This is a genomic window from Ruegeria sp. SAZD013, from assembly GCF_059612525.1.
Genome location: NZ_JBXWQT010000035.1, coordinates 72,802 through 94,008 on the forward strand (window position 1 = coordinate 72,802; position 21,207 = coordinate 94,008).

The 21,207-nt window shown below is 57.6% G+C and carries 25 protein-coding genes, 2 tRNA genes and 1 riboswitch; of the genes, 14 read left to right on the forward strand and 13 right to left on the reverse strand.

The annotated features are described in order from the left end of the window. Positions 1-86: 86 nt before the first annotated feature. A tRNA-Lys gene (locus AC2FLU_RS17320) sits at positions 87-162 on the reverse strand. A 220-nt stretch (positions 163-382) separates the two neighbouring features. Between AC2FLU_RS17320 and dapF the strand changes: the two genes are divergently transcribed. Together dapF and mtaB are read left to right on the forward strand one after the other, a co-directional pair. After that, positions 383-1,216 (forward strand): diaminopimelate epimerase, encoded by an 834-nt coding sequence (gene dapF, locus AC2FLU_RS17325; protein WP_480519666.1) that lies wholly within the window; start codon positions 383-385, stop codon positions 1,214-1,216. Then, positions 1,213-2,469: a tRNA (N(6)-L-threonylcarbamoyladenosine(37)-C(2))-methylthiotransferase MtaB gene (gene mtaB / locus AC2FLU_RS17330; RefSeq protein ID WP_496808133.1), complete on the forward strand. Its 1,257-nt coding sequence runs from the start codon at positions 1,213-1,215 to the stop codon at positions 2,467-2,469. Before dapF ends, mtaB begins: the two co-directional genes overlap by 4 nt. Here the strand turns inward: mtaB and AC2FLU_RS17335 are convergent. The 6 genes from AC2FLU_RS17335 to petA form a co-directional block, all read right to left on the reverse strand. Beyond that, entirely contained in the window at positions 2,451-2,996 is a 546-nt protein-coding gene (locus AC2FLU_RS17335) for a helix-turn-helix transcriptional regulator (RefSeq protein ID WP_480519670.1), read from the reverse strand. The genes mtaB and AC2FLU_RS17335 overlap by 19 nt on opposite strands. Beyond that, complete coding sequence (locus AC2FLU_RS17340; RefSeq protein ID WP_496808134.1) at positions 2,993-3,568, reverse strand: cytochrome b/b6 domain-containing protein; 576 nt, start codon at positions 3,566-3,568, stop codon at positions 2,993-2,995. The genes AC2FLU_RS17335 and AC2FLU_RS17340 overlap by 4 nt, the downstream gene beginning before the upstream one ends. A 5-nt stretch (positions 3,569-3,573) precedes the next feature. Then, positions 3,574-3,825 (reverse strand): PepSY domain-containing protein, encoded by a 252-nt coding sequence (locus AC2FLU_RS17345; RefSeq protein ID WP_480519674.1) that lies wholly within the window; start codon positions 3,823-3,825, stop codon positions 3,574-3,576. Between the two features lie 200 nt (positions 3,826-4,025). Further along, complete coding sequence (locus AC2FLU_RS17350; RefSeq protein ID WP_480474560.1) at positions 4,026-4,817, reverse strand: cytochrome c1; 792 nt, start codon at positions 4,815-4,817, stop codon at positions 4,026-4,028. Between the two features lie 17 nt (positions 4,818-4,834). Continuing rightward, positions 4,835-6,166 (reverse strand): cytochrome b, encoded by a 1,332-nt coding sequence (gene petB, locus AC2FLU_RS17355; RefSeq protein WP_209506969.1) that lies wholly within the window; start codon positions 6,164-6,166, stop codon positions 4,835-4,837. Positions 6,167-6,181: 15 nt separating this feature from the next. Further along, positions 6,182-6,766 carry a ubiquinol-cytochrome c reductase iron-sulfur subunit gene (petA, locus tag AC2FLU_RS17360; RefSeq protein WP_267363183.1) on the reverse strand — a complete coding sequence of 195 codons (585 nt, stop codon included), beginning with the start codon at positions 6,764-6,766 and terminating at the stop codon, positions 6,182-6,184. 460 nt (positions 6,767-7,226) lie between these two features. Between petA and AC2FLU_RS17365 the strand changes: the two genes are divergently transcribed. Continuing rightward, complete coding sequence (locus AC2FLU_RS17365) at positions 7,227-7,673, forward strand: c-type cytochrome (protein ID WP_480474561.1); 447 nt, start codon at positions 7,227-7,229, stop codon at positions 7,671-7,673. Positions 7,674-7,692: 19 nt separating this feature from the next. On the opposite strand, the gene AC2FLU_RS17370 is transcribed toward AC2FLU_RS17365, so the two are convergent. After that, a complete protein-coding gene (locus AC2FLU_RS17370; RefSeq protein ID WP_496714629.1) occupies positions 7,693-8,304 on the reverse strand; it encodes an FMN-binding negative transcriptional regulator in 612 nt (203 codons plus the stop codon). A gap of 54 nt (positions 8,305-8,358) precedes the next feature. After that, positions 8,359-8,506: riboswitch (FMN riboswitch) on the forward strand. Positions 8,507-8,634: 128 nt separating this feature from the next. Between AC2FLU_RS17370 and AC2FLU_RS17375 the strand changes: the two genes are divergently transcribed. The 5 genes from AC2FLU_RS17375 (at position 8,635) to cobO (ending at position 12,586) form a co-directional block, all read left to right on the forward strand. After that, positions 8,635-9,075 (forward strand): 6,7-dimethyl-8-ribityllumazine synthase, encoded by a 441-nt coding sequence (locus AC2FLU_RS17375; protein WP_496812059.1) that lies wholly within the window; start codon positions 8,635-8,637, stop codon positions 9,073-9,075. A 127-nt stretch (positions 9,076-9,202) separates the two neighbouring features. Next, positions 9,203-10,303, forward strand: a complete 1,101-nt coding sequence (aroC, locus tag AC2FLU_RS17380; protein WP_480474567.1) for a chorismate synthase — start codon at positions 9,203-9,205, stop codon at positions 10,301-10,303. Further along, positions 10,287-10,949: an HD domain-containing protein gene (locus AC2FLU_RS17385; protein WP_480519682.1), complete on the forward strand. Its 663-nt coding sequence runs from the start codon at positions 10,287-10,289 to the stop codon at positions 10,947-10,949. The genes aroC and AC2FLU_RS17385 overlap by 17 nt, the downstream gene beginning before the upstream one ends. Positions 10,950-10,994: 45 nt before the next feature. Further along, positions 10,995-11,930: a DMT family transporter gene (locus AC2FLU_RS17390; RefSeq protein ID WP_480474571.1), complete on the forward strand. Its 936-nt coding sequence runs from the start codon at positions 10,995-10,997 to the stop codon at positions 11,928-11,930. A 56-nt stretch (positions 11,931-11,986) separates the two neighbouring features. Continuing rightward, positions 11,987-12,586 carry a cob(I)yrinic acid a,c-diamide adenosyltransferase gene (cobO, locus tag AC2FLU_RS17395; RefSeq protein ID WP_480606073.1) on the forward strand — a complete coding sequence of 200 codons (600 nt, stop codon included), beginning with the start codon at positions 11,987-11,989 and terminating at the stop codon, positions 12,584-12,586. A gap of 34 nt (positions 12,587-12,620) precedes the next feature. Here the strand turns inward: cobO and AC2FLU_RS17400 are convergent, their stop codons facing one another. The 4 genes from AC2FLU_RS17400 to AC2FLU_RS17415 all read right to left on the reverse strand — a co-directional run bounded on the left by AC2FLU_RS17400 (position 12,621) and on the right by AC2FLU_RS17415 (position 15,403). Beyond that, positions 12,621-12,827, reverse strand: a complete 207-nt coding sequence (locus tag AC2FLU_RS17400; RefSeq protein ID WP_480474574.1) for a hypothetical protein — start codon at positions 12,825-12,827, stop codon at positions 12,621-12,623. A 172-nt stretch (positions 12,828-12,999) separates the two neighbouring features. Further along, positions 13,000-13,365, reverse strand: coding sequence for an SPW repeat domain-containing protein (locus AC2FLU_RS17405; RefSeq protein ID WP_050604526.1), 366 nt, complete (start codon positions 13,363-13,365; stop codon positions 13,000-13,002). A gap of 111 nt (positions 13,366-13,476) precedes the next feature. Continuing rightward, on the reverse strand, positions 13,477-14,427 hold the full coding sequence (locus tag AC2FLU_RS17410) for an AraC family transcriptional regulator (protein WP_209598922.1): 951 nt from the start codon (positions 14,425-14,427) through the stop codon (positions 13,477-13,479). Positions 14,428-14,536: 109 nt separating this feature from the next. Next, a complete protein-coding gene (locus AC2FLU_RS17415) occupies positions 14,537-15,403 on the reverse strand; it encodes a branched-chain amino acid aminotransferase (protein ID WP_480474578.1) in 867 nt (288 codons plus the stop codon). 159 nt (positions 15,404-15,562) lie between these two features. Between AC2FLU_RS17415 and AC2FLU_RS17420 the strand changes: the two genes are divergently transcribed. The 6 genes from AC2FLU_RS17420 to dxs all read left to right on the forward strand — a co-directional run bounded on the left by AC2FLU_RS17420 (position 15,563) and on the right by dxs (position 20,818). Beyond that, positions 15,563-16,075, forward strand: coding sequence for a MarR family winged helix-turn-helix transcriptional regulator (locus AC2FLU_RS17420; protein WP_480474579.1), 513 nt, complete (start codon positions 15,563-15,565; stop codon positions 16,073-16,075). Next, a complete protein-coding gene (locus AC2FLU_RS17425) occupies positions 16,072-16,773 on the forward strand; it encodes a response regulator (RefSeq protein ID WP_480474581.1) in 702 nt (233 codons plus the stop codon). The genes AC2FLU_RS17420 and AC2FLU_RS17425 overlap by 4 nt, the downstream gene beginning before the upstream one ends. 67 nt (positions 16,774-16,840) lie before the next feature. Then, positions 16,841-17,767: a histone deacetylase family protein gene (locus AC2FLU_RS17430; protein WP_480474583.1), complete on the forward strand. Its 927-nt coding sequence runs from the start codon at positions 16,841-16,843 to the stop codon at positions 17,765-17,767. Beyond that, positions 17,764-18,006, forward strand: coding sequence for an exodeoxyribonuclease VII small subunit (locus tag AC2FLU_RS17435; RefSeq protein ID WP_120634800.1), 243 nt, complete (start codon positions 17,764-17,766; stop codon positions 18,004-18,006). Before AC2FLU_RS17430 ends, AC2FLU_RS17435 begins: the two co-directional genes overlap by 4 nt. Next, a complete protein-coding gene (locus AC2FLU_RS17440) occupies positions 18,007-18,873 on the forward strand; it encodes a polyprenyl synthetase family protein (RefSeq protein WP_480555083.1) in 867 nt (288 codons plus the stop codon). Positions 18,874-18,889: 16 nt separating this feature from the next. Continuing rightward, entirely contained in the window at positions 18,890-20,818 is a 1,929-nt protein-coding gene (gene dxs / locus AC2FLU_RS17445; protein WP_480606059.1) for a 1-deoxy-D-xylulose-5-phosphate synthase, read from the forward strand. Between the two features lie 228 nt (positions 20,819-21,046). On the opposite strand, the gene AC2FLU_RS17450 is transcribed toward dxs, so the two are convergent. Continuing rightward, positions 21,047-21,133 (reverse strand) — tRNA-Leu (locus tag AC2FLU_RS17450). Positions 21,134-21,207: the final 74 nt, after the last annotated feature.

Genomic DNA, 21,207 nt, shown 5'->3' on the forward strand with positions numbered 1-21,207 from the left:
GTCGCCCGTGATTAGTTCGAAAAACCGGACGTACTTATCCGCAAAGCAATGGCATGCGCATCGCAATATATTTGTTTGTTAAAAAGTGGTGAGCCGTGCAGGATTCGAACCTGCGACCCACTGATTAAAAGTCAGTTGCTCTACCAACTGAGCTAACGGCCCACTCTTTTGTTGGATCTTCTCGATCCGTGGCGCTCTTTACGGCAATTTCCCAACCGGGTTCAAGCCCTTATTTTGCGCCTCGTTTCGCTGAAACAATCTGTGTTTCCAGCGACCCGATAGGCGGCCTAATTAGGCAGGTGGCGCAGGGGGGTCAACCCCTTTTTTCACGATTCTACGCGACAGGGTGGATTCATGTTCCGACCGACGTTATATCGCCGCCATGCAACAGAAACGCGATATCAGTTTGCCATTTGTTAAGATGCACGGGTTGGGCAATGACTTCGTCATTATTGATGCGCGTGCGCGGGATGCTCTGATTACCCCGGCACTGGCCCGAGGAATCGGACATCGGCATTTTGGTGTGGGATTCGATCAGCTGGCCGTAATCGAAAACGGTGCGGCTGACGCGCATCTGGTGTTCTACAATTCGGATGGATCAACTTCGGCGGCGTGTGGCAACGCCACAAGATGCATCGCGCGAATGTTGATGGATGAGACGGGCAAAACCCAACTGACGCTGACAACCGAACGTGGAACGCTTGTTGCGCAGGACGCAGGTGATGGGCTGACCTCGGTCAATATGGGTCTTCCTCAGTTGGAATGGCACGAAATTCCGTTGGCTGAAGAGATGGACACGTTGGAACTGCCAATCGAGGGTGCCCCTACAGCGACGGGTATGGGCAATCCGCACTGCACATTCTTTGTTGAAAACGCCGAGGCGATTCCGCTGGCCGAGTTCGGCGCCCGCTATGAACACCATCCTTTGTATCCCGAGCGCACCAATGTGCAGGTGGCTCAGGTCGTGGGTCCGGATCACATCCGCATGCGGGTGTGGGAACGTGGCGTGGGCATTACCCTGGCATCAGGGTCGTCATCCTGTGCAACCGCGGTGGCTGCGGCGCGGCGTGGGCTGACAGGGCGAAAGGTGCAGATTGATCTTGATGGCGGAACCCTTTGGGTTGACTGGCGCGAGGATGGCGTCTGGATGACCGGGTCAACCTGTCACGTCTTCTCGGGCACGTTGTCGCCCGAGTTTCTAGGGACGCTGGGATGAACCCGCCTAAATTCACCACATTGGGTTGCCGCCTGAACGCCTATGAAACCGAGGCGATGAAAGAGCTGTCGCAACAAGCCGGACTGACGGATGCCGTGGTGATAAACACCTGTGCCGTCACGGCTGAGGCTGTGCGCAAGGCACGGCAGGAGATCCGGAAACTTCGACGTGAAAATCCGAACGCCCGGCTGATTGTCACCGGGTGCGCTGCCCAGACAGAACCCAACACCTTCGCGCAGATGGCCGAGGTCGATGCGGTGATCGGCAACACGGAAAAGATGCGGCCAGAAACCTGGAAAGGCATGGCCGCCGACTTTATCGGCGAGACCGAGGCCGTTCAGGTCGATGACATCATGTCTGTCACCGAAACGGCCGGGCACCTGATCGACGGGTTCGGCACACGCTCACGCGCTTATGTGCAGGTTCAGAACGGGTGTGACCATCGCTGCACCTTCTGCATCATTCCCTATGGCCGGGGCAATTCGCGCAGCGTGCCTGCCGGTGTTGTGGTGGATCAGATCAAGCGGCTGGTGGATCGGGGCTATCATGAGGTGGTGCTAACCGGCGTTGACCTGACCTCATGGGGGGCCGATCTGCCTGCGCAGCCGAAACTGGGCGATCTGGTGATGCGTATTCTAAAACTGGTGCCGGACTTGGCTCGCCTGAGGATCAGTTCGATCGACTCGATCGAAGTGGACGAGAATCTGATGCAGGCCATAGCAACCGAACCACGCCTGATGCCGCATCTACACCTGTCGCTTCAGCATGGCGACGATCTGATCCTGAAGCGCATGAAACGTCGCCACCTGCGCGACGATGCCATTCGATTTACCGAAGAGGCCCGGAAACTGCGCCCCGACATGACCTTTGGTGCCGACATCATCGCAGGTTTCCCGACCGAGACCGAAGCGCATTTCGAGAACTCGCTGAAACTGGTTACCGATTGCGAACTGACCTGGCTGCATGTCTTCCCATATTCGAAACGCGAAGGCACTCCAGCAGCCCGCATCCCGCAGCAGGTGAACGGGAATCTAATCAAGGATCGCGCCGCCCGCCTGCGTGCGGCTGGGGACGTTCAGGTCAGGAAACACCTGTCAGAACAGATCGGCAAAACCCATCGGATCCTGATGGAGAACCCGCATATGGGGCGGACCGAACAATTCACCGAAGTTACGTTCAATACACCTCAGCCCGAAGGTCAGATCGTAACCGCCCGAGCCATCGGGGCGAATGATCACAGTTTGGTTGTCTGAAGGTCTGCAGCCTCACCATCTGCGGCAAACAATTCTTCCATGAATACGCTTATCAGTTGCGCACGCCCATCAACCCCGGCTTTGGCATAGATCGAGGCGGTCTGCGCGCGCACGGTTCCTACGGCCCGCCCCCGGATGCGCGCGATGTTTTCGTTATCCAGCCCTTTCAGAACCAAAAGACCCACGTCTCGCTCGGCAGCGGTGAGCCCCCAACGGTCGAAAAACGTGTTGATGACCACGCTCATTTCACCCTGCGCGGCCTGTAGGCCAAGCTTGGTCTGTTCCACCCTTGCCAGCAGGCGTCGAAGTTCAATCATGAAAAAAACAATTCCGGCAAGCAGAACAAATGCGACAAAAGCCTCAAGACTTACATGAGAAGGTCCCTCGCCTTCCTTCAAATCCAGGGCGACGTCGCCAAGGTAAAACACCACGCAAAGTACCTGAACAACGATCATTATCGACATAAGTACAGCCCGGTGAGCGTCTGCATCGCCGGGCCGCCAATAGCTTCTGATCCATTTGATCATTTGATTGACCAGTCCTCAGGTATATTCTTCCGCCCTGTTATCATAGCCTTTGCCAAAGCGACACCTGTTCGCCACTGATCGATGACAACCCCGGCAACATGCAGCAGAACAGATAGCATCAGCCAGTTGAAGGCCAGTCCGTGCAGGTCTTCGACCCATTCGACGCCAAAGAATCGAACTGTTCCCATCATGATTCCTGTCACACACAAAGCCAGCAGCGTCGCCCAGAGGTTATAGACCATAAGGGCCCCCAGAGGGTTGTGTGAAAGGTGCACGCTTTGATCACCCCGCCCCATGTCCCGCAGGTGATTAAGGGCCGCACGGGGGCTGAAAGGAAAGGCGGTGAACCTGGCAAAAGCCGGACCCGTTAACCCCCAAAGCAACCGCAACAAGACCAAAGCCAGGACAACATAGCCCACATACTCGTGGAACGCGCCCTCGGGATTGGAAATCGCCCCATTGATCAGAACGCACAGGGCTACGATCCAGTGAACCAGCCGGACCAGTGGATCCCAAACCTGAACTTCGTGGGCGCCTGTGCGCCCACGATGCATCAATTCTGTTTCAGACATTCCGGTTACTGGTCCTCAATCTTGACGACTTTGCCGCTTGCGGGGTCGACATAAACCTCGGCCAATTGACCATCCTTGACGACATAGGCTTCGATCTTGCCATCTTCCGTCTCGATTTTGCGGACATCGAATCCCATGCCCGTCAGCGTTTGCCGAATTTCGGCCTCGGATTTTCCAAGTTCCGCATTGGGTGCAAGATCCAGCGCCAATACCGGCGTTGCAAATAGAATTGAGGCAAAAAGAATAGGAAGTTTCATTGTCGTGACTCCGTGTTTCAGACAAACGGCAATTGATCAGCCGTTGTGGCTGATGTGCGCCTGTGAAGCTGTCCAATCCATTGACCCGGCGCTTATTTCGACCAAATAAGCGCGCGCTGATGGCGGCTTGGCAAAAGAAAACCCCCGCAACCTGACGGCGCGGGGGGCTGATTTAGTAAAATCCGGTAGGACGGATCGGATCAATCTTCCTTGCGGAGTTTGCCCTTGTGCGGCGCCCATAGACGCTTGTTGACCAGGTACAGCAGCACCGACAGAACGGTCAGGAAGATCACACCGACAAAGCCTGCGTTCTTGCGGTCTGTCAGCTTTGGCTCGGCTGCCCACATCAGGAATGCGGCAACGTCCTCGGCCATATGCTCGACCGTGTTCGAGTGCCCGTCTGCGAACTCGACCTGCTCATCAGCCAGCGGAGGCGCCATCGAAATCCAGCCGCCGGGGAAGGCAGTGTTTTCATAGAGCACCGCACCCGCCTCTTCTTTTTCGTGGCCGGTGTAGCCATGCAGCAAAGACGCGATGTATTCCGGTCCACCCATGCCTTTGACCAGCTGGTTGATGCCCAGGCCATAAGGCCCATGGAATCCGGCACGGGCCTTGGCCATCAGGCTCAGGTCAGGTGCGCCGACGCCGGTATTGGCCGGGAAGTGGTCGGTGGGAATCGCCGGACGGAAATCGTCCAGCTCGGGGTCGAAGACTTCGAAGTTGCCAGCCGCGTATGCGATGACTTCTTCTTCCGAGTAACCCAGCGCTTTCAGATCGCGCAGCGGCACATATTGCAGACCGTGGCAAGCCGCGCAGACCTCGGTATAGATCTGCAGGCCACGTTGCAGCTGATGCTGGTCCCAGGTGCCGAACGGGCCTTCGAACGAGAAGGCGAAATCTTCGATATGCTGCTCACCACCGCCTGCTGCAATGGAAGCAGCAGGGGTCAGGGCCAGAGCAAACGCGGCGCCGATTGCAAGTTTCTTGAACATGTTTCCGGTCCCTCTTCTTACTCGGCCGGCGTGGCGTCGGCGTCAGCCTTGCCATAATGCGCGTTGAAGTCTTCTTCGATGGTCTCGGGCTGGGCCAGAGGTTTTTCGATCACGCCGAGGATCGGCAGGATCACGAAGAAATAGGCGAACCAGTAGGCCGATGCGATCAGCGAGAAGGTCGCATAGGGTTCTTCCGCAGGCATCGCACCCAGCCACATCAGGGCAAAGAAGTCGATAATCAGCAGGTAGAACCACCATTTCAACATCGGACGGTACTTGCCCGAACGCACGCTCGACGTGTCCAGCCAAGGCGCCAGCGCCATGGCCAGGATCGCACCAAACATCGCCAGAACACCAAAGAACTTGGCGTCAACGATGCCACCGGTGATGAAGCTCGCGAACTGTACAACCCAGACCTCACCGGTAAAGGCACGCAGGATCGCGTAGAACGGCAGGAAGTACCATTCAGGCACGATGTGAGCAGGCGTAACCAGCGGGTTGGCTTCGATATAGTTGTCCGGGTGACCCAGATAGTTCGGCATGAAACCGACAACAGCCCAGAACACGACCAGGATCACGGCCAGCGCGAACAGGTCCTTGATCACGAAATACGGCCAGAACGGCAGCGTGTCTTTCTTCGCCTCGTCTTTCGAGCCGCGACGCACTTCAACACCTGTGGGGTTGTTGTTGCCGGTAGTGTGGAACGCCCAGATGTGCACCACGACCAGAGCCGCGATGATGAACGGCAGCAAATAGTGCAGCGAGAAGAAGCGGTTCAGCGTGGCGTTGTCCACCGCAGGTCCGCCCAGCAGCCAGGTCTGGATGGCATCGCCCACAAACGGAATGGCGCCAAACAGGCCGGTGATCACAGTCGCACCCCAGAAAGACATCTGACCCCATGGCAGAACATAGCCCATAAAGGCCGTGCCCATCATCATCAGGTAGATCAGCATACCGACGATCCACGTGATCTCGCGCGGGGCTTTGTATGAGCCATAGAACAAGCCGCGGAAGATGTGGATGTAGACCGCAACAAAGAACAGCGATGCGCCGTTCATGTGCAGGTAACGGATGAAGTAACCGCCATTTACGTTACGCATGATGTGTTCGATGCTGGCAAACGCCAGATCAACATGCGGCGTATAGTGCATCACCAGAATGATACCGGTGACAATTTGCAGCGCCAGGCAGAACGCCAGAACGATGCCCCAGATCCACCACCAGTTCAGGTTCTTGGGGGTTGGGATCATGAGGGTGTCATACAGCAGGCCAACAATAGGCAGGCGGCTGTTCAGCCATTTCTCGCCGTTTGTCTTCGGCTCGTAATGATCGTGGGGAATTCCGGACATAAGTTTGGGTCTCCCTTAGCCGAGTTTGATTGTGCCGTTGTCCACCCACTCTGCGGGCGGAATGGGCAAGTTCTCAGGCGCGGGGCCTTTGCGGATACGACCGGCAAGGTCGTAGTGTGAACCGTGGCAGGGGCAGAACCAGCCACCAAAGTCGCCTGCATCACCCAGAGGCACACAACCGAGGTGCGTACAAACACCCATCTGGACGACCCATGCACCCGGCGCTTCGCCTTCCGGCGACGGCATCACCCGGTTTGCGTCGGTCGCAGGGGCATCGGCGCTCAGGTTAAAGTTGCGGGCCAGCGGATCGGGCAGCGCATCAACACCTTCGGCGTCCTGTTTCTGAGCTTCCTGAATCTCTGCACCGGTGCGGTGACGGACAAAGACGGGTTTTCCCAACCATTTGACGGTCAGCTGCGTACCCGGCTCAACACCGCTCACATCCACACGGATCGAGGACAGCGCCTGAACGTCTGCCGATGGGTTCATTTGGTTGATCAGGGGCCATACGGCTGCACCCGTTGCAACGACACCTGCGCCGCCAGCGACGTAGTACAGGAAATCTCTGCGGGTGCCTTCGTGGTCTTCTGCGTGGGACACGAGGTTATCTCCGATTGTCTGGCGCCCGCGGACGGGCAAATAGCTCGCGCACCGCACGAATGCGGTGTCTTAACCGCGCTTACTATCGGGGAGAATAGTGTTCGTCCAGCGTTCATAAACGCGCAATACGCCGCATGTGTCGTTTCCAGCAGCTGCGGACGGTGTTTTTTGGTGAATCTCGCGTGCGACTTTGTCGGCAACTTCGATTCATGCGCCATTGATTCGCTTACCCACCCTGTCTTCCGTCACCTGGATCAGGTATCTGGAGCCTGTCTCGTGGACCACTGATTTGCGCCCCAAAGTACATAATCAAGACCTCGGAACGGGGATTGTTTTCAGCAAAAACATACTCGCTAAATAGATGATTTAAATTATAAATTGCACGCGCCCCACCTGTTGCACTTTCCGCGCGAATAAAGGACAGCGCAAAAGGCGTGCGAACTCCCGCAAGGAGACCCCAATGTCAAAGATCGTTCTGGCCGCTGCCCTGTGCACAATGGCCCTTCCCACTCAGACCCTTGCCGCGGGCGATCCCGCAAAAGGTGAGGCGATATATAACCGTTGTTCTTCGTGTCATGCGATCATCAAGGATGGTGAAGTTCTGGTCAAAGGTGGAATCACCGGCCCGAATCTGTACGGCGTCATCGGTCGCGTGGCCGGGTCCGAAAACGATTATCGCTATGGAAGCGAGCGCCTGCCGATTGGTATGTTCACGGACGACATGATCCGTGCCGGCGAGGAAGGTCTGGTCTGGACCGAGGAAAACATCGTTGCCTATGCGCAGGATCCTATCGGCTTCATCAAGGAATTTCTGGATGACGAAACTGCCCGTCCGAACATGAGCGTCAAACTCAAGAGCGGTGCGGACGATATTGCCGCCTATCTGGCGACTTTCAGCCCCCAGTAAACCCGGCGCCCGGTGCTGGCTACGCCTTGTGCATCAAGGCGGCCAGCCGGGCGATTTCACTGCCAAAGCCAGTGGATACCTGATCAGCAGCAGCATTTCGCGCACCCTCGGGTTTGTTCTGACCAAGCTTCCAGGTGCCCTGAATATCTTCAATGCGCATGCGGCACGGTATGATCATGCGCATCATCTTGTTCAGCGCGTCAGAGGACATTTTTCCCGTGCCCCATGGGGCCTTGGGCAGCAGCCGCTTTTCGTAGAACGCCGATTGGCGGTCAAGCACGTCACGTAACTCGTCCTGCGGGCGCAGCTCAAGTTTTCCGATCAGGTGCACGGCGACATAATTCCAAGTCGGAACCTGATCTTCGACACCGTACCAATCCGGCGAAATATAAGCATCCGGCCCCTGCACCGCGATCTTCGCGTGCTGCGGCTCGCGCAGCGCTCGTACAATAGGGTTCGAGCGCACAAGATGCAGGTCAGCCAGTGAACCGTCTTCGGACAGCAGAAACGGGACGTGGCTTAATAGCGGGGCCTCTTCGGCAGAGAGTGCCAGAACGCCGAACGCCCGGTCGCGGGCGAATTCAACATGCCGGGCTCGATCCTCGGCGCGAAAAGCGGGGTTAGGGTGCATGAATGTCCTCCTGTCAATTCTCTTGCAGCGTCGGACAGTTCTTGGCAAGGTCCGCCTCGTTCTCAGGGCGGGGCGGAATTCCCCACCGGCGGTATGCAGGCCACGGCCCGCAAGCCCGCGAGCGGCCCCGGCTTTCGGGGTGTCAGCAGATCTGGTGAGATACCAGAGCCGACGGTTACAGTCCGGATGAAAGAGAACGTGCAAGCCGCGCCGGTGAACCGGCGCGCCTGCTCGTGATCGCCTTGGGTGACGTGTCATGCCGGGCTGGCAGCGAAATGGGATCTGGTTCTCGCGACTGCCGGCAGGCCACCAAACTGAAAGGAGATCATGATGACACACACCCGCTATGCTTTTGTCAAAGCCAACTGGCATTCCGATATTGTTGACCGCGCGCTCGACGGCTTCCTCGAACTCGTCCCCTCGGAACAAGTCGATGTCTATGACGTTCCCGGCGCGTTCGAGATGCCCCTGCTGGCCCGTGATCTGGCCCGGACCGGGCGCTATGCCGCCGTCGCCTGCGCTGCCTTTGTCGTTGATGGCGGCATCTACAGGCACGACTTCGTTGCGCAGGCCGTGGTCGATGGTCTGATGCGCGCCGGGCTTGATACAGGGGTTCCTGTCCTGTCGGTCTCGCTGACCCCGCACCAATATCTGGAAACCAAACATCACAATACGATCTATCGCGACCATTTCGTACAAAAAGGGCGCGAAGCGGCTCAGGCCGCGCTGATGATCTCGGAAATCCGTGCGAAAATCGCGCAGGCCGCCTGATCTTCATCTTTTCGAAAATACTCAAAAATGCGCCGCCCGACGGGCGGCGTTCAAACCATCAACGGCCAAATCCGCTTGAGGCCGGGGGCCTTGCCCGCTAATCACGATCCGCAAAGGAGCACGCCCCATGTCGATGAACAGCTTTGGCCATCTTTTCCGCGTCACCACCTGGGGTGAAAGCCATGGGCCCGCCTTGGGCGCCACTGTCGACGGTTGCCCGCCGGGCGTTGCGATTGACGAGGCGATGATCCAGCACTGGCTGGACAAGCGCAAACCGGGGCAAAACAAGTTCACAACGCAGCGGCGCGAACCGGATCAGGTCAAGATCCTTTCTGGCGTGTTCGAAGGCCAAACTACAGGCACGCCCGTGCAACTGATGATCGAAAACACCGATCAGCGCTCGAAAGATTACGGCGACATCATGGACAAGTTCCGTCCGGGCCATGCCGATATCACCTACTGGCAGAAATACGGCATCCGCGATTATCGCGGGGGTGGGCGCAGTTCAGCCCGGGAAACCGCGTCGCGTGTGGCCGCGGGTGGACTGGCGCGCGAGGCCATCAAACAGATTGCGCCCAATGTGCAGATCACCGGCTACATGACCCAGATCGGTCCGCACAAGATCGACCGCTCCAAATTCGACTGGGCGCAGATTGAACAGAACCCGTTCTGGACGCCTGATGAACAGGCGGCCGGGGATTGGGCCATCTATCTGGATGATCTGCGCAAATCCGGCAACTCGGTCGGTGCCGTGGTCGAGGTTGTGGCACGCGGTGTCCCGGCAGGGCTTGGGGCGCCGATATACGCCAAGTTGGACACTGATCTTGCGGCCGCGATGATGTCGATCAACGCTGTCAAAGGCGTCGAGATCGGCGAAGGCATGGCTGCCGCCGAACTGACTGGTGAAGCCAATGCCGACGAAATCTTCATGGGTCAGGATGGCCCGCAATACAGTTCAAACCACGCAGGCGGGATTCTGGGCGGCATCTCGACCGGGCAGGACATTGTCGTGCGCTTTGCGGTCAAGCCGACCTCTTCGATCCTGACCACCCGCAAGACCATTACAAAATCCGGTGAAGAGACCGAGATCATCACAAAGGGCCGTCATGACCCCTGTGTTGGCATCCGCGCTGTCCCTGTCGGTGAGGCGATGATGGCCTGTGTTATCCTAGATCACTTGCTGCTGCACCGTGGTCAGATCGGAGAAAACCGTGGACGGATCGGCTGATCTGCGCGCGCGTTTGCGTGCTGTTGTCGCGCAACGCATGGAAACTGATCCGGCCCATGACCTGGCCCATCTGGATCGTGTTTGGACCAATGCTCAGGCCATTGCAGGCGCTCAGGCGGACATCCCCGTCCTGTTGGCAGCCTGTTATCTTCATGATCTGGTCAACCTACCCAAGAATGACCCGAAACGACAGTTTGCCTCACGTCAGTCAGCGACTGAATCAGGGCCTATTCTGGCAAAACTGGGCTTTTCCGACGATCAGGTTCAGGCCGCGCAACATGCGATCGCGGCCCATAGCTTCTCGGCCAACATCCCACCCGAAACGCTGGAGGCCCGGATTCTGCGGGATGCGGATCGCCTTGACGCCTTGGGTGCCATCGGGATTGCGCGCACATTTTCTGTATCGGGTGCTTTGGGGCGTGTTCTCTATGATCCGGCTGATCCATTCGCAGAGGCGCGCCCGCTGGACGATCTGCGGTATTCGATTGATCACTGGAAGGTCAAACTGCTGACCCTGCCGGACGACATGCTGACGGATGCAGGCAAGCAGATCGCGCAAGCAAGGGCGGGCCGAATGTTTCAGTTCCTTGAGGCTTTTGCAGCGGAAATCGGCGCATCGGTACCGAACTCGTGGACCATCACCTGATCCACCCCGTTGATCTTTTTTCTGCAAAGGCGCAGGGTCGCGCCGATGACAAAACCCTTAACATCGCATCGACCTTTGCTGGCTGTAGCGCTGAAGCTTGGCGCGCTGTTCCTGTTCACGTCGATGTCAGCCTTAGTCAAAGCCTTATCTGACGAATTCCCACCGGGCCAATTGGTGTTCTTCCGGTCCCTATTTGCTATTCCGGTCATCATTCTGTGGCTGATCGCGCGCCGAGAGCTGGCGCAAGGCTTTGTCGTCAAGAAACCCATGGGTCATTTCTGGCGCGGTGTTCTGGGGACCAGCGCCATGGGGTTGACATTCACTGGCCTTAGCCTGTTGCCTCTGCCCGAAGTTACCGCAATCGGTTATGCCACCCCGATTTTCACCCTGATTTTGGCCGCAGTGATGCTGGGCGAGCGCATCCGCATGATTCGCATCGGTGCCGTGGCACTTGGGCTGCTGGGCGTGATGATCATGATCTGGCCCAGGCTTGGCAGCACTCAGATGGAAACGGCTGCAACTATCGGAGCTCTGTGCGTACTGGGCGCGACTTTTGCCCGGGCCTTTGTGCAGATCCACATCCGCCAACTGGTCAAGGTCGATCACCCTGCTGCAATCGTGTTCTATTTCTCGCTGACCGCGACGTTGCTTTCGGCCCTGACGGCGATCTGGGGATGGACAATGCCAACTCTGACTCAGGCTCTAATACTGATCACCATGGGGTTAATTGGCGGAGTTGCGCAGATTTTGGTCACGTCCTCGTATCGCTTTGGACAGGCATCGATGCTGGCACCTTATGACTATGCAACAATGCTCTTTGCGATTGTGATCGGTTATTTCGTGTTTGATGAATTGCCAACCGTTGCGATCCTGATCGGGGCCGCATTGGTGATCGCAGGCAATGTTGTTGTGATCTGGCGCGAACACCAGCTGGGGCTTGAGCGTGGCAAGGCGCGTTCTGTCACAGACCCCAAAGCGTGACTTTACCTTTTGCATTCTTTCCCTAGGTTGGGCCGGACAATCAATGAGGTTCCCCAATGAGCGACGCACAGGATCACAAGGAAAAGATGCAAAAGGTGCAGGCCCAGCACCGCAAGAAAGTGTCCGAGGCCGTTGATCCCGAACGCGGCCTTGTTCTGATCAATACCGGGAAGGGCAAAGGCAAGTCATCTGCGGCCTTTGGCGTTGTCATCCGCGCGCTTGGTTGGGGTCAGAAGGTTGCCGTGGTTCAGTTCATCAAGGGCAAGTGGAAAACCGGCGAGCGTCGTTTCTTCGAAGAACGTGATCTGGTCACTTGGCACACGATGGGTGAGGGGTTTACCTGGGATACACAGGATCGTGAGCGCGACATTGCAGCTGCCAATGCCGCCTTCGACAAGGCTTGCGCCCTTATGGCAAGTGGCGAATACGATCTGGTGGTTCTGGACGAGATCAACATCGCACTTCGCTATGGATATCTCTCGGTCGAGCAGGTGATAGACGGGCTGAACGCGCGTTCGGACAAGACGAGTGTGTTCCTGACAGGCCGCGACGCACCGCTGGCGCTGCGTGATTATGCAGATCTGGTCACCGAGATGACCGAAGAAAAGCATCCGTTCCAGGCGGGAATCAAGGCCCAGCGCGGGGTGGATTTCTGAACCTTGCAACAGCGCAGCCCGTATTGCTGCGCAGTTATCCTCTGCCGCTTAGCACAGTTTCAAAGATATATCGCAACGACTTGCGTTGACGGACGGTGCCTTGTGCCCGGGCTTCTTCTGCGGTTGCGGTGTCCCGGTTCTGGCGATCAGCATAGGCACAATAGTCGCCTTCGCAACAGTTGCACCCGCACGCAACTAGCGCATCATGTCGGGCCATGATTTCGTCAAGCGTGTCTGTCATCTGTGACCTCACCCCGCACTGGGATAAATCTGATGAATTCAGTCAGCTTTTTCAAGTAAATTCTCCCGACCGGTCGATACACTTCTCTGCTCTGAGCCGCCGATTTCTAAAACTGGCAGCTCAGCTTTTTCGGCAGTATTTGGACAAAGTTGCCAATGCAGAGGCACAGCGCTCAGGCAGCGACTTCCTGCTCGGGCGCGCTGAGCGAGATGACGAGAACCACAGCCGCACCGTTCAGCCAGTAGAACGCCGCATCCAATCCTGAAAACCCCAGTACACTAGGTGCAAACAGAAAGGTGATGCCGACAATAAGGTCCACGGCCAGGTGAAATTTGTAGGGTAGAACGCGCCAAATTCCCAAATGATGGTCGGTCAGAACCGTCAGGACAAAGGCGGCGACGCCAGTGACAACCGAAAGCCACAGCGCCAGCGGGTTGGACTGACCCAATCCCAGCAGGAATGGCAGTGTCATCAGGGCAATGGCAACCGGGTAGTCCAGATACGCGTGGACAGAGCGGGTAACGAAACGCAGGGACATAAGATTCTCCTCTTTTCAATCAGTGATGAAAGAAAGATAGAAAGCCTGACCCGAACGCTGAATTCTTGATCGTTTCAAAAATCTTGCAGATCGTACAGAATATTCGGCGTATTAGTGCATGGACCTGTATGCGGCTGGTGACAAGCCGACCTGCTTCTTGAAAACGCGGGAAAACGCGGCCTCAGAGGCATATCCAACTTCGGCTGCTGCATCTGCGACGTTCCATCGTGCCTCTGTAAGGCCATGGCACGCAATCTGCATGCGCCAGTCGGTGAGGTATTGCATCGGCGTCGTGCCCATCTTCTGGGCAAACAACTGAGAAAAGGCCGTGCGCGACATGCCGGATTCGCGTGCCAGTGTCGCAACACTCCAGTCTTGCGCTGGCGCTTGGTGGAACGCCGTCAATGCGCGTGAGATGCGTGTATCCGCAAAGCCCGCAAGGGCAGTGTCCTGAGGGCTTTGCCGTTCCAGGTAGGTTCGGATCGCCTGCGCAAACAGAACTTCGGACAGCTTCAGGGCAATCAGATCGCCGCCAATACGGGCCCCGGAAACTTCGGATCCGATCATGCGCAGGGTCGATTCCATCCACGATCCGGCCTCTTCGCCATAATTCTCGATCAGGATGTAGGGCGGCAGGCGGTCGATCAGCATATGCCCGGTGCCTTTTCGTCCTGCTGGGCCGGTGAATGAAAAATGACCGCAGATCAGTTGTGTGTCCCGGTCCTCGTCTGCACCGCCATAGACAAGAACGCCATCGCCCTTGTAGCCGGCAATCTCAAGAACCTGTTCCAGAGGAAGCGCATCCAGTGGCCTGACCTCGGCACACAACAACGCATGTGGCGCCCCATGAGGGATCAGGATCAGATCCCCCTGCCGCAGCCGCAACGTTTCCCCGGTGGATGAGACATGGACCTTGAGTTCACCCCGTTGGACAAAATGAAACCGCGCGACGTTTTCGAATTCCGGCACCTGAATACCAAATGGTGGTGTGAACGAGGTGCGGAAGTAGAACGTGCCACGCAGGGACAGACGGGTGAGAATATCGCTGAGTAAATCCAACATGTGTCGAAGATACGGGAATTGACCCGATCGTCCAGATCACGGAACGCTTTGCACGACAATTTGCACGATCTGCAACAAAAACCCCGCCGAAGCGGGGTTTTGCAAGTTATTACGAGCGGACCAGCTTTTCGTAATCTTCTGCGATTTCGCGGGTCAGGTCGCCGACTTCGAAAGTGTAATCGCCGATTTGCCCGACCGGAGTGACCTCGGCCGCGGTTCCGGTCAGCCAGCACTGTTCGAAATCAGCCATTTCTTCGGGCTTGATGCGCCGCTCATGCACAGTGATGCCTTTATCCTTCAGCATCTGAATGACGGTTTGGCGGGTGATACCGTTCAGGAAGCAATCCGCCAGCGGGGTGTGAACCTCTCCATCCTTGACGAAGAACACGTTGGCACCTGTTGCTTCGGCCACATAACCACGCCAGTCCATGAACAGCGCGTCCGAGCATCCCTTGGCTTCGGCCTTGTGCTTGGAAATGGTGCAGATCATGTAAAGGCCCGCAGCCTTGGCGTGAACCGGGATGGTTTCCGGGCTGGGGCGTTTCCATTCGGCGATGTCCAGTTTTGCGCCCTGCATCTTGGCGTCGCCATAGTAGGCACCCCAAGGCCAGACCGCGACGGCCATCCGTACCGGGTTGCGGGCCGACGCCACGCCCATGTCTTCGCCAGACCCGCGCCAGACCAATGCGCGGACATAGGCATCCTGAAGGCCACTGGCTTTCAGGGTCTCTTCCTTGGCTGCTTCAATCTGATCGACAGAATAAGGCATCGGCATGTCCAGTGCCTCGGCGCTGGCGATAAGACGTTCGGAATGTTCGCGGCTTTTGAAGATCTTGCCGCTATAAGCGCGTTCCCCCTCGAACACGGATGAGGCATAGTGCATCGCGTGGGTCAGAATATGCACATTGGCATCGCGCCAGGGCACCAGCTTGCCATCCATCCAGATGACACCGTCACGATCATCATACCCTGCCATGCGAAACCTCCTGAACCGGGTTAAATTTCCGATTGTTGCGCTACTTAGGTCCGATGCGGACACAATGTTGCGCAAAAACTGCGATTCGATACCTCTCTGCCCTTGGAATGTCAATAACGCTGACATAAAGTCGAACCCGAGTAACGAATGAGGCATGATATGTCCGAAATCCGCCCGGCCCCGCGATATGGGGGCGAAAGCCTGTTGTTTTTGACGGATGAACAATTGCGGCAGGGGATCGAGGCAATGTTCTTCGCCTATCGCGGCTTTACCGCGGATCCCGATCGTATCCTGTCCGAAATGGCCTATGGCCGCGCCCATCACCGCGCGATCCATTTTATCAATCGCGCCCCGGGCACCACGGTGAACAACTTGCTGGCGATCCTCGGGGTTACAAAACAGTCTCTGAACAGGGTCCTTCGGACGTTGATCGAGGATGGTCTGGTGGAAAGCCGGGTCGGAACCGTGGACAAACGCGAACGGCATCTATTTCTGACGGAAAAGGGCGAAACGTTGGAGGCCACGTTGTCAGATGCGCAACGAACAAGAATGCGCGCGGCCTTCAAGGATGCCGGTCCCGAGGCCGTGGCCGGGTTTCGCAAAGTGCTTGAAGCAATGATGGATGCTGATATGCGTCATGCCTATACGAAATTGCGGGATACGACATCATGAGCGAAATAGATGCACATTTGCTGATTGTTGATGATGACGAACGCATTCGCGATCTACTCAAGAAGTTCCTGATGCGAAACGGGTTTCTGGTGACGGCGGCACGGGATGCGGCCCATGCGCGGCGGGTTCTGTCGGGGTTGGATTTCGACATGATCGTCATGGATGTGATGATGCCGGGCGAAGATGGCGTCAGTCTGACCAGGTCGCTGCGTGACACTCATACGACGCCGATCCTGTTACTAACCGCCAAGGGCGAGACCGAGCATCGGATTGCAGGGCTTGAAGCCGGGGCGGATGATTATCTCGCCAAACCTTTCGAGCCGAAAGAGCTGCTACTGCGGATCAATGCGATTCTGCGCCGGATGCCGGAAACCCCGGCCGAGGAAACAGCGGCGAAGATCCTGCATCTCGGCCCCATCCGGTATGACATTGAACGCGGTGAAATGTGGCAGGGCGAAAGGCCAGTCCGCCTGACCGCGACCGAAAGCCAGCTGATGAAAATCTTTTCGGCCCAACCTGGTGAGCCAATCAGCCGCGCAAAACTGGTGGAAGATCTGGGCCGGGATAAAGGACAGGCACAGGAACGTGCGGTGGACGTGCAGATCACCCGCCTGCGCCGGAAGATCGAACAGGACCCGAAACAGCCCCGGTATCTGCAGACAGTCCGGGGCGCGGGCTATATGCTGGCGCCCGATTGAATGAGCCGCTGTGCGGCGATTTAAGCCTTCGGCGAGGATATTTTAGCCAGATGAAGATGGGATCCCGATGAAAACCGCCCTTTTGACACATGCCGATTGCCTTGGACATGTCACACCGCAAGGTCATCCGGAACAGGTGGCGCGGCTGGAGCATATCCTGCACGCGCTTGAAGGACTTGACCTGAAGCGCGTGACCGCTCCACTGGCGGCAGACGATGATTTGCTGCGTGTTCATCCCGAAAGCCATATCCGAGACATCAGATCGTCACGCCCTACTGACGGGTTTGCGCAAATCGACGGGGACACCTTCATGTCACCGGGTTCCGTGGATGCGGCCTATCGTGCGGCTGGTGCGGCGGTACGGGCCGTTGATCTGGTTTTGGGCGGTGAGGCGCCGAACGCCTTTTGTGCCATTCGCCCACCGGGGCACCACGCCGAAGCCGAGAAAGCTATGGGGTTCTGCCTGTTTGGCAATGCGGCGCTGGCTGCGAAACATGCGCTGGATTACCACGGGCTGAAGCGGGTCGCAGTGGTCGATTTCGACGTTCATCATGGCAACGGCACGCAGGACCTGCTGTGGGATGAAGATCGGGCCCTGGTAATCACGAGCCAGCAGATGCCGTTATGGCCAGGATCGGGCCGCCCGGACGAGACAGGCGCTTACGATAACGTTCTGAACATCCCGCTTGCCCCGGGCACCGGCGGGGCTGAGATGCGATCCGCCTATGAAACGCAGGCCTTTCCACGCTTGCGGGCGTTCCGGCCGGAACTGATCATCATCTCGGCCGGGTTCGATGCGCATCAGGACGACCCTCTGGCCAACCTGAACTGGTCGACCGGCGATTTTGCTTGGATCACGGCAGAGCTGTGCGGGATAGCCGATGAGGTGTGTCAGGGCCGTATCGTCTCGACTCTGGAGGGCGGGTATGATCTGAACGCACTGGCCGAGGCGGCACGCGCCCATGTGGAAGAACTGATGAAGGCAGCACGATGACCGATACCCCAGTTGAACAGATGACATTCGAGCAGGCCATGAAAGAGCTTGAGGCCGTGGTTGGCCAGCTTGAGCGCGGCGACGTGGCGCTGGATCAGTCGATTGCGCTGTATGAACGCGGGGCCGCTTTGAAAAAGCGTTGCGAGGACGAGTTGAAGCGGGCCGAGGAAAAAGTGGCCGCGATCACTCTGGACGCGAATGGCCAACCGACCGGGACAACACCTGTCGAAGGTCAGTAAATGTTTCAGGAAAGACTGGCGCAGGACGCGGCGTGTCTTCAGGATCATTTTGACCTGACAATGGGCGCGCTGGCCGATCTGGATGTGACACGGGCAATGGCCTATGCCACCCGTGGCGGTAAACGGCTGCGCGGCTTTCTGGTTCTGGAAAGTGCGCGCCTGCACCAAATCAACGAGTCCCGCGCGATCTGGCCCGCGACCGCAATCGAGGCCCTTCACGCCTATTCTCTAGTTCACGACGATCTGCCTTGTATGGATGACGACGATCTTCGGCGCGGACGCCCCACGGTTCATGTGAAATGGGACGAAGGCACGGCCGTACTTGCCGGGGACGCGCTGCAGACACTGGCCTTTGAACTGTGCACCCGGCCCGAGGTTGGAGATGCAGACGTTCGCGCTGATCTGGCACTGACACTGGCCAGGGCAAGCGGTGCGCAAGGTATGGTTTTGGGGCAGGCGCTTGATATCGCGGCGGAAACCGCTTCTGAACCTTTGACGCTGAATGCGATAACACTGCTTCAGGGCGGCAAAACGGGCGCTTTGATCGAATGGTCCGCCTGTGCGGGTGCGCGTCTGGCAAAAGCGGATCCAGAGCCCTTGCGCCAATATGCCCGGGCCCTTGGTCTTGCTTTTCAGATTGCAGACGACATCCTTGATGTTGAAGGTGATGCGTCAAAGGCAGGCAAACGTCTTCAGAAAGATGCGGATGCGGGAAAGGCCACTTTCGTATCTCTTCTGGGTTTGGATGCTGCCAGAACCCGTGCCAGTGAACTTGTTGATCAGGCCTGTGCCGCACTGGACGGGTATGGCCCGACGGCAGAAACCTTGAAGGAAGCCGCTCGCTTCGTTATTGCCCGGGACAGCTAAGCCAGGAACGCGCCAAATGTCTGACCGCCCCAAAACGCCTCTGCTGGACCTTGTGAACCGCCCCGCCGATCTCAAGCGGTTCTCGGACGCGCAGCTGCATCAGGTTGCGCAGGAATTGCGGGCCGAGACGATTTCGGCGGTTTCCGTAACCGGGGGGCATCTGGGCGCGGGTCTGGGCGTTGTGGAGCTGACGACCGCGCTGCACGCAGTTTTCGAAACACCGCGCGACAAGATCATCTGGGATGTAGGCCATCAGTGCTATCCGCATAAAATCCTGACCGAACGGCGCGACCGCATTCGCACGTTGCGTATGAAAGACGGCCTGAGCGGTTTCACCAAGCGCAGCGAAAGCCCCTATGACCCGTTTGGCGCCGCGCATTCCAGTACGTCCATCAGCGCCGCTTTGGGTTTTGCCGTTGCGCGTGATCTGGGCGGTGTGACTCCGGAAGGGTTGGGCGACGCCATTGCCGTGATCGGTGATGGATCGATGTCGGCAGGTATGGCCTTTGAGGCGATGAATAACGCAGGTCACTTGAAAAAACGCCTGATCGTCATTCTGAATGACAATGAGATGAGCATCGCCCCCCCGGTAGGTGCCTTGTCCAGCTATCTGTCCCGAATGTACGCCGAGGCGCCGTTCCACGATCTGAAAGCCGCCGCCAAGGGCGCTGTTTCACTGTTGCCCGAACCGTTCCGCGAAGGGGCCAAGCGCGCCAAGGAAATGCTCAAGGGTATGGCCGTCGGCGGAACCCTGTTCGAAGAGCTCGGGTTTTCCTATCTCGGGCCCATTGATGGGCATGACCTGGATCAGCTGCTGCCGGTTCTGCGCACCGTCAAGGCGCGGGCAACCGGGCCGATCCTGATCCACGTCTTGACCAAGAAGGGCAAAGGGTACGCACCAGCCGAACAGGCCCGCGACAAAGGCCACGCGACTGCCAAATTCGATGTGGTCACGGGTGAGCAGAAAAAGGCTCCGTCAAACGCGCCTTCTTACACGTCTGTCTTTGGCAAGGCTCTGGTGGATGCGGCCACGCACGATGACAAGATCGTCGCAGTGACTGCCGCGATGCCAGATGGCACCGGGTTGGGCCTGTTTGCCGAACGGTACCCGTCGCGCTGTTTCGATGTGGCGATTGCCGAGCAGCACGGCGTGACCTTCTCAGCGGCGTTGGCGGCAGGAGGGATGAAGCCATTCTGCGCCATGTATTCGACCTTTTTGCAGCGGGGTTACGACCAGGTTGTGCATGACGTCGCAATTCAGCGCTTGCCCGTTCGGTTTGCCATTGATCGCGCAGGTTTGGTGGGCGCTGACGGTGCCACCCATGCCGGGTCGTTCGATATTGCCTATTTGGCCAATCTACCGGGCATGGTCGTCATGGCCGCTGCGGATGAGGCGGAATTGATGCACATGGTGGCAACCGCTGTTGCGCATGATGAAGGGCCGATTGCCTTCCGCTATCCGCGCGGCGAAGGTGTCGGAGTGGACCTGCCCGAACGTGGTGAGGTACTGGAGATCGGCAAAGGCCGCATGATCCGAAAAGGCGCGCGCGTCGCACTTTTGTCTTTTGGCACGCGGCTGGCTGAAGTTCAGAAAGCAGCCGAGTCTCTGACCGCCAAAGGCATCAACCCAACCATCGCCGACGCCCGCTTTGCCAAGCCGCTGGATCGGGACCTTATCCTAGATCTGGCTGCGGATCATGAGGCGTTGATCACCATCGAAGAAGGCGCTGTTGGCGGATTTGGCAGCCATGTAGCACAGCTTCTGGCGGATGAGGGTGTTTTTGACCGGGGCTTGAAATACCGCTCGATGGTCTTGCCCGACATCTTCATTGATCAGGCCAGTCCTGCGGATATGTATGCCGTTGCGGGTATGAATGCAGAGCAGATCGAAGCCAGGGTGCTGGATGTTCTGGGCGTAACCTCGATCAGTGAAAAGCGCGCGTAATACCGGCGCTGCCTTACCCTTCTTTGGCTTTGCCGCTTACCAAAAGCAGGAGGCGATAGGCGACCCAGAACCAAGCGGGTATACATAGCGCCACGAGAACCTTTATTGCGGTTTATCTTGTCATGACAGAATCGCCGCTGTTTCAAAGATGATTTGAAGCGATAAGACACCGATTCAGACATCACCAGCTCATTAGGCGGCTGCTTCCATATTTTCTTTGGGAAGAAATGGTGCCCAGGAGAGGACTCGAACCTCCACGTCCATACGGACACTAGCACCTGAAGCTAGCGCGTCTACCAATTCCGCCACCTGGGCAGGTGTCGTGGAGCGGCGTTTAAGCTGACTGGCGTGGGGCGTCAACCGGATTCTGAATGAATTTTGAAAGTTTT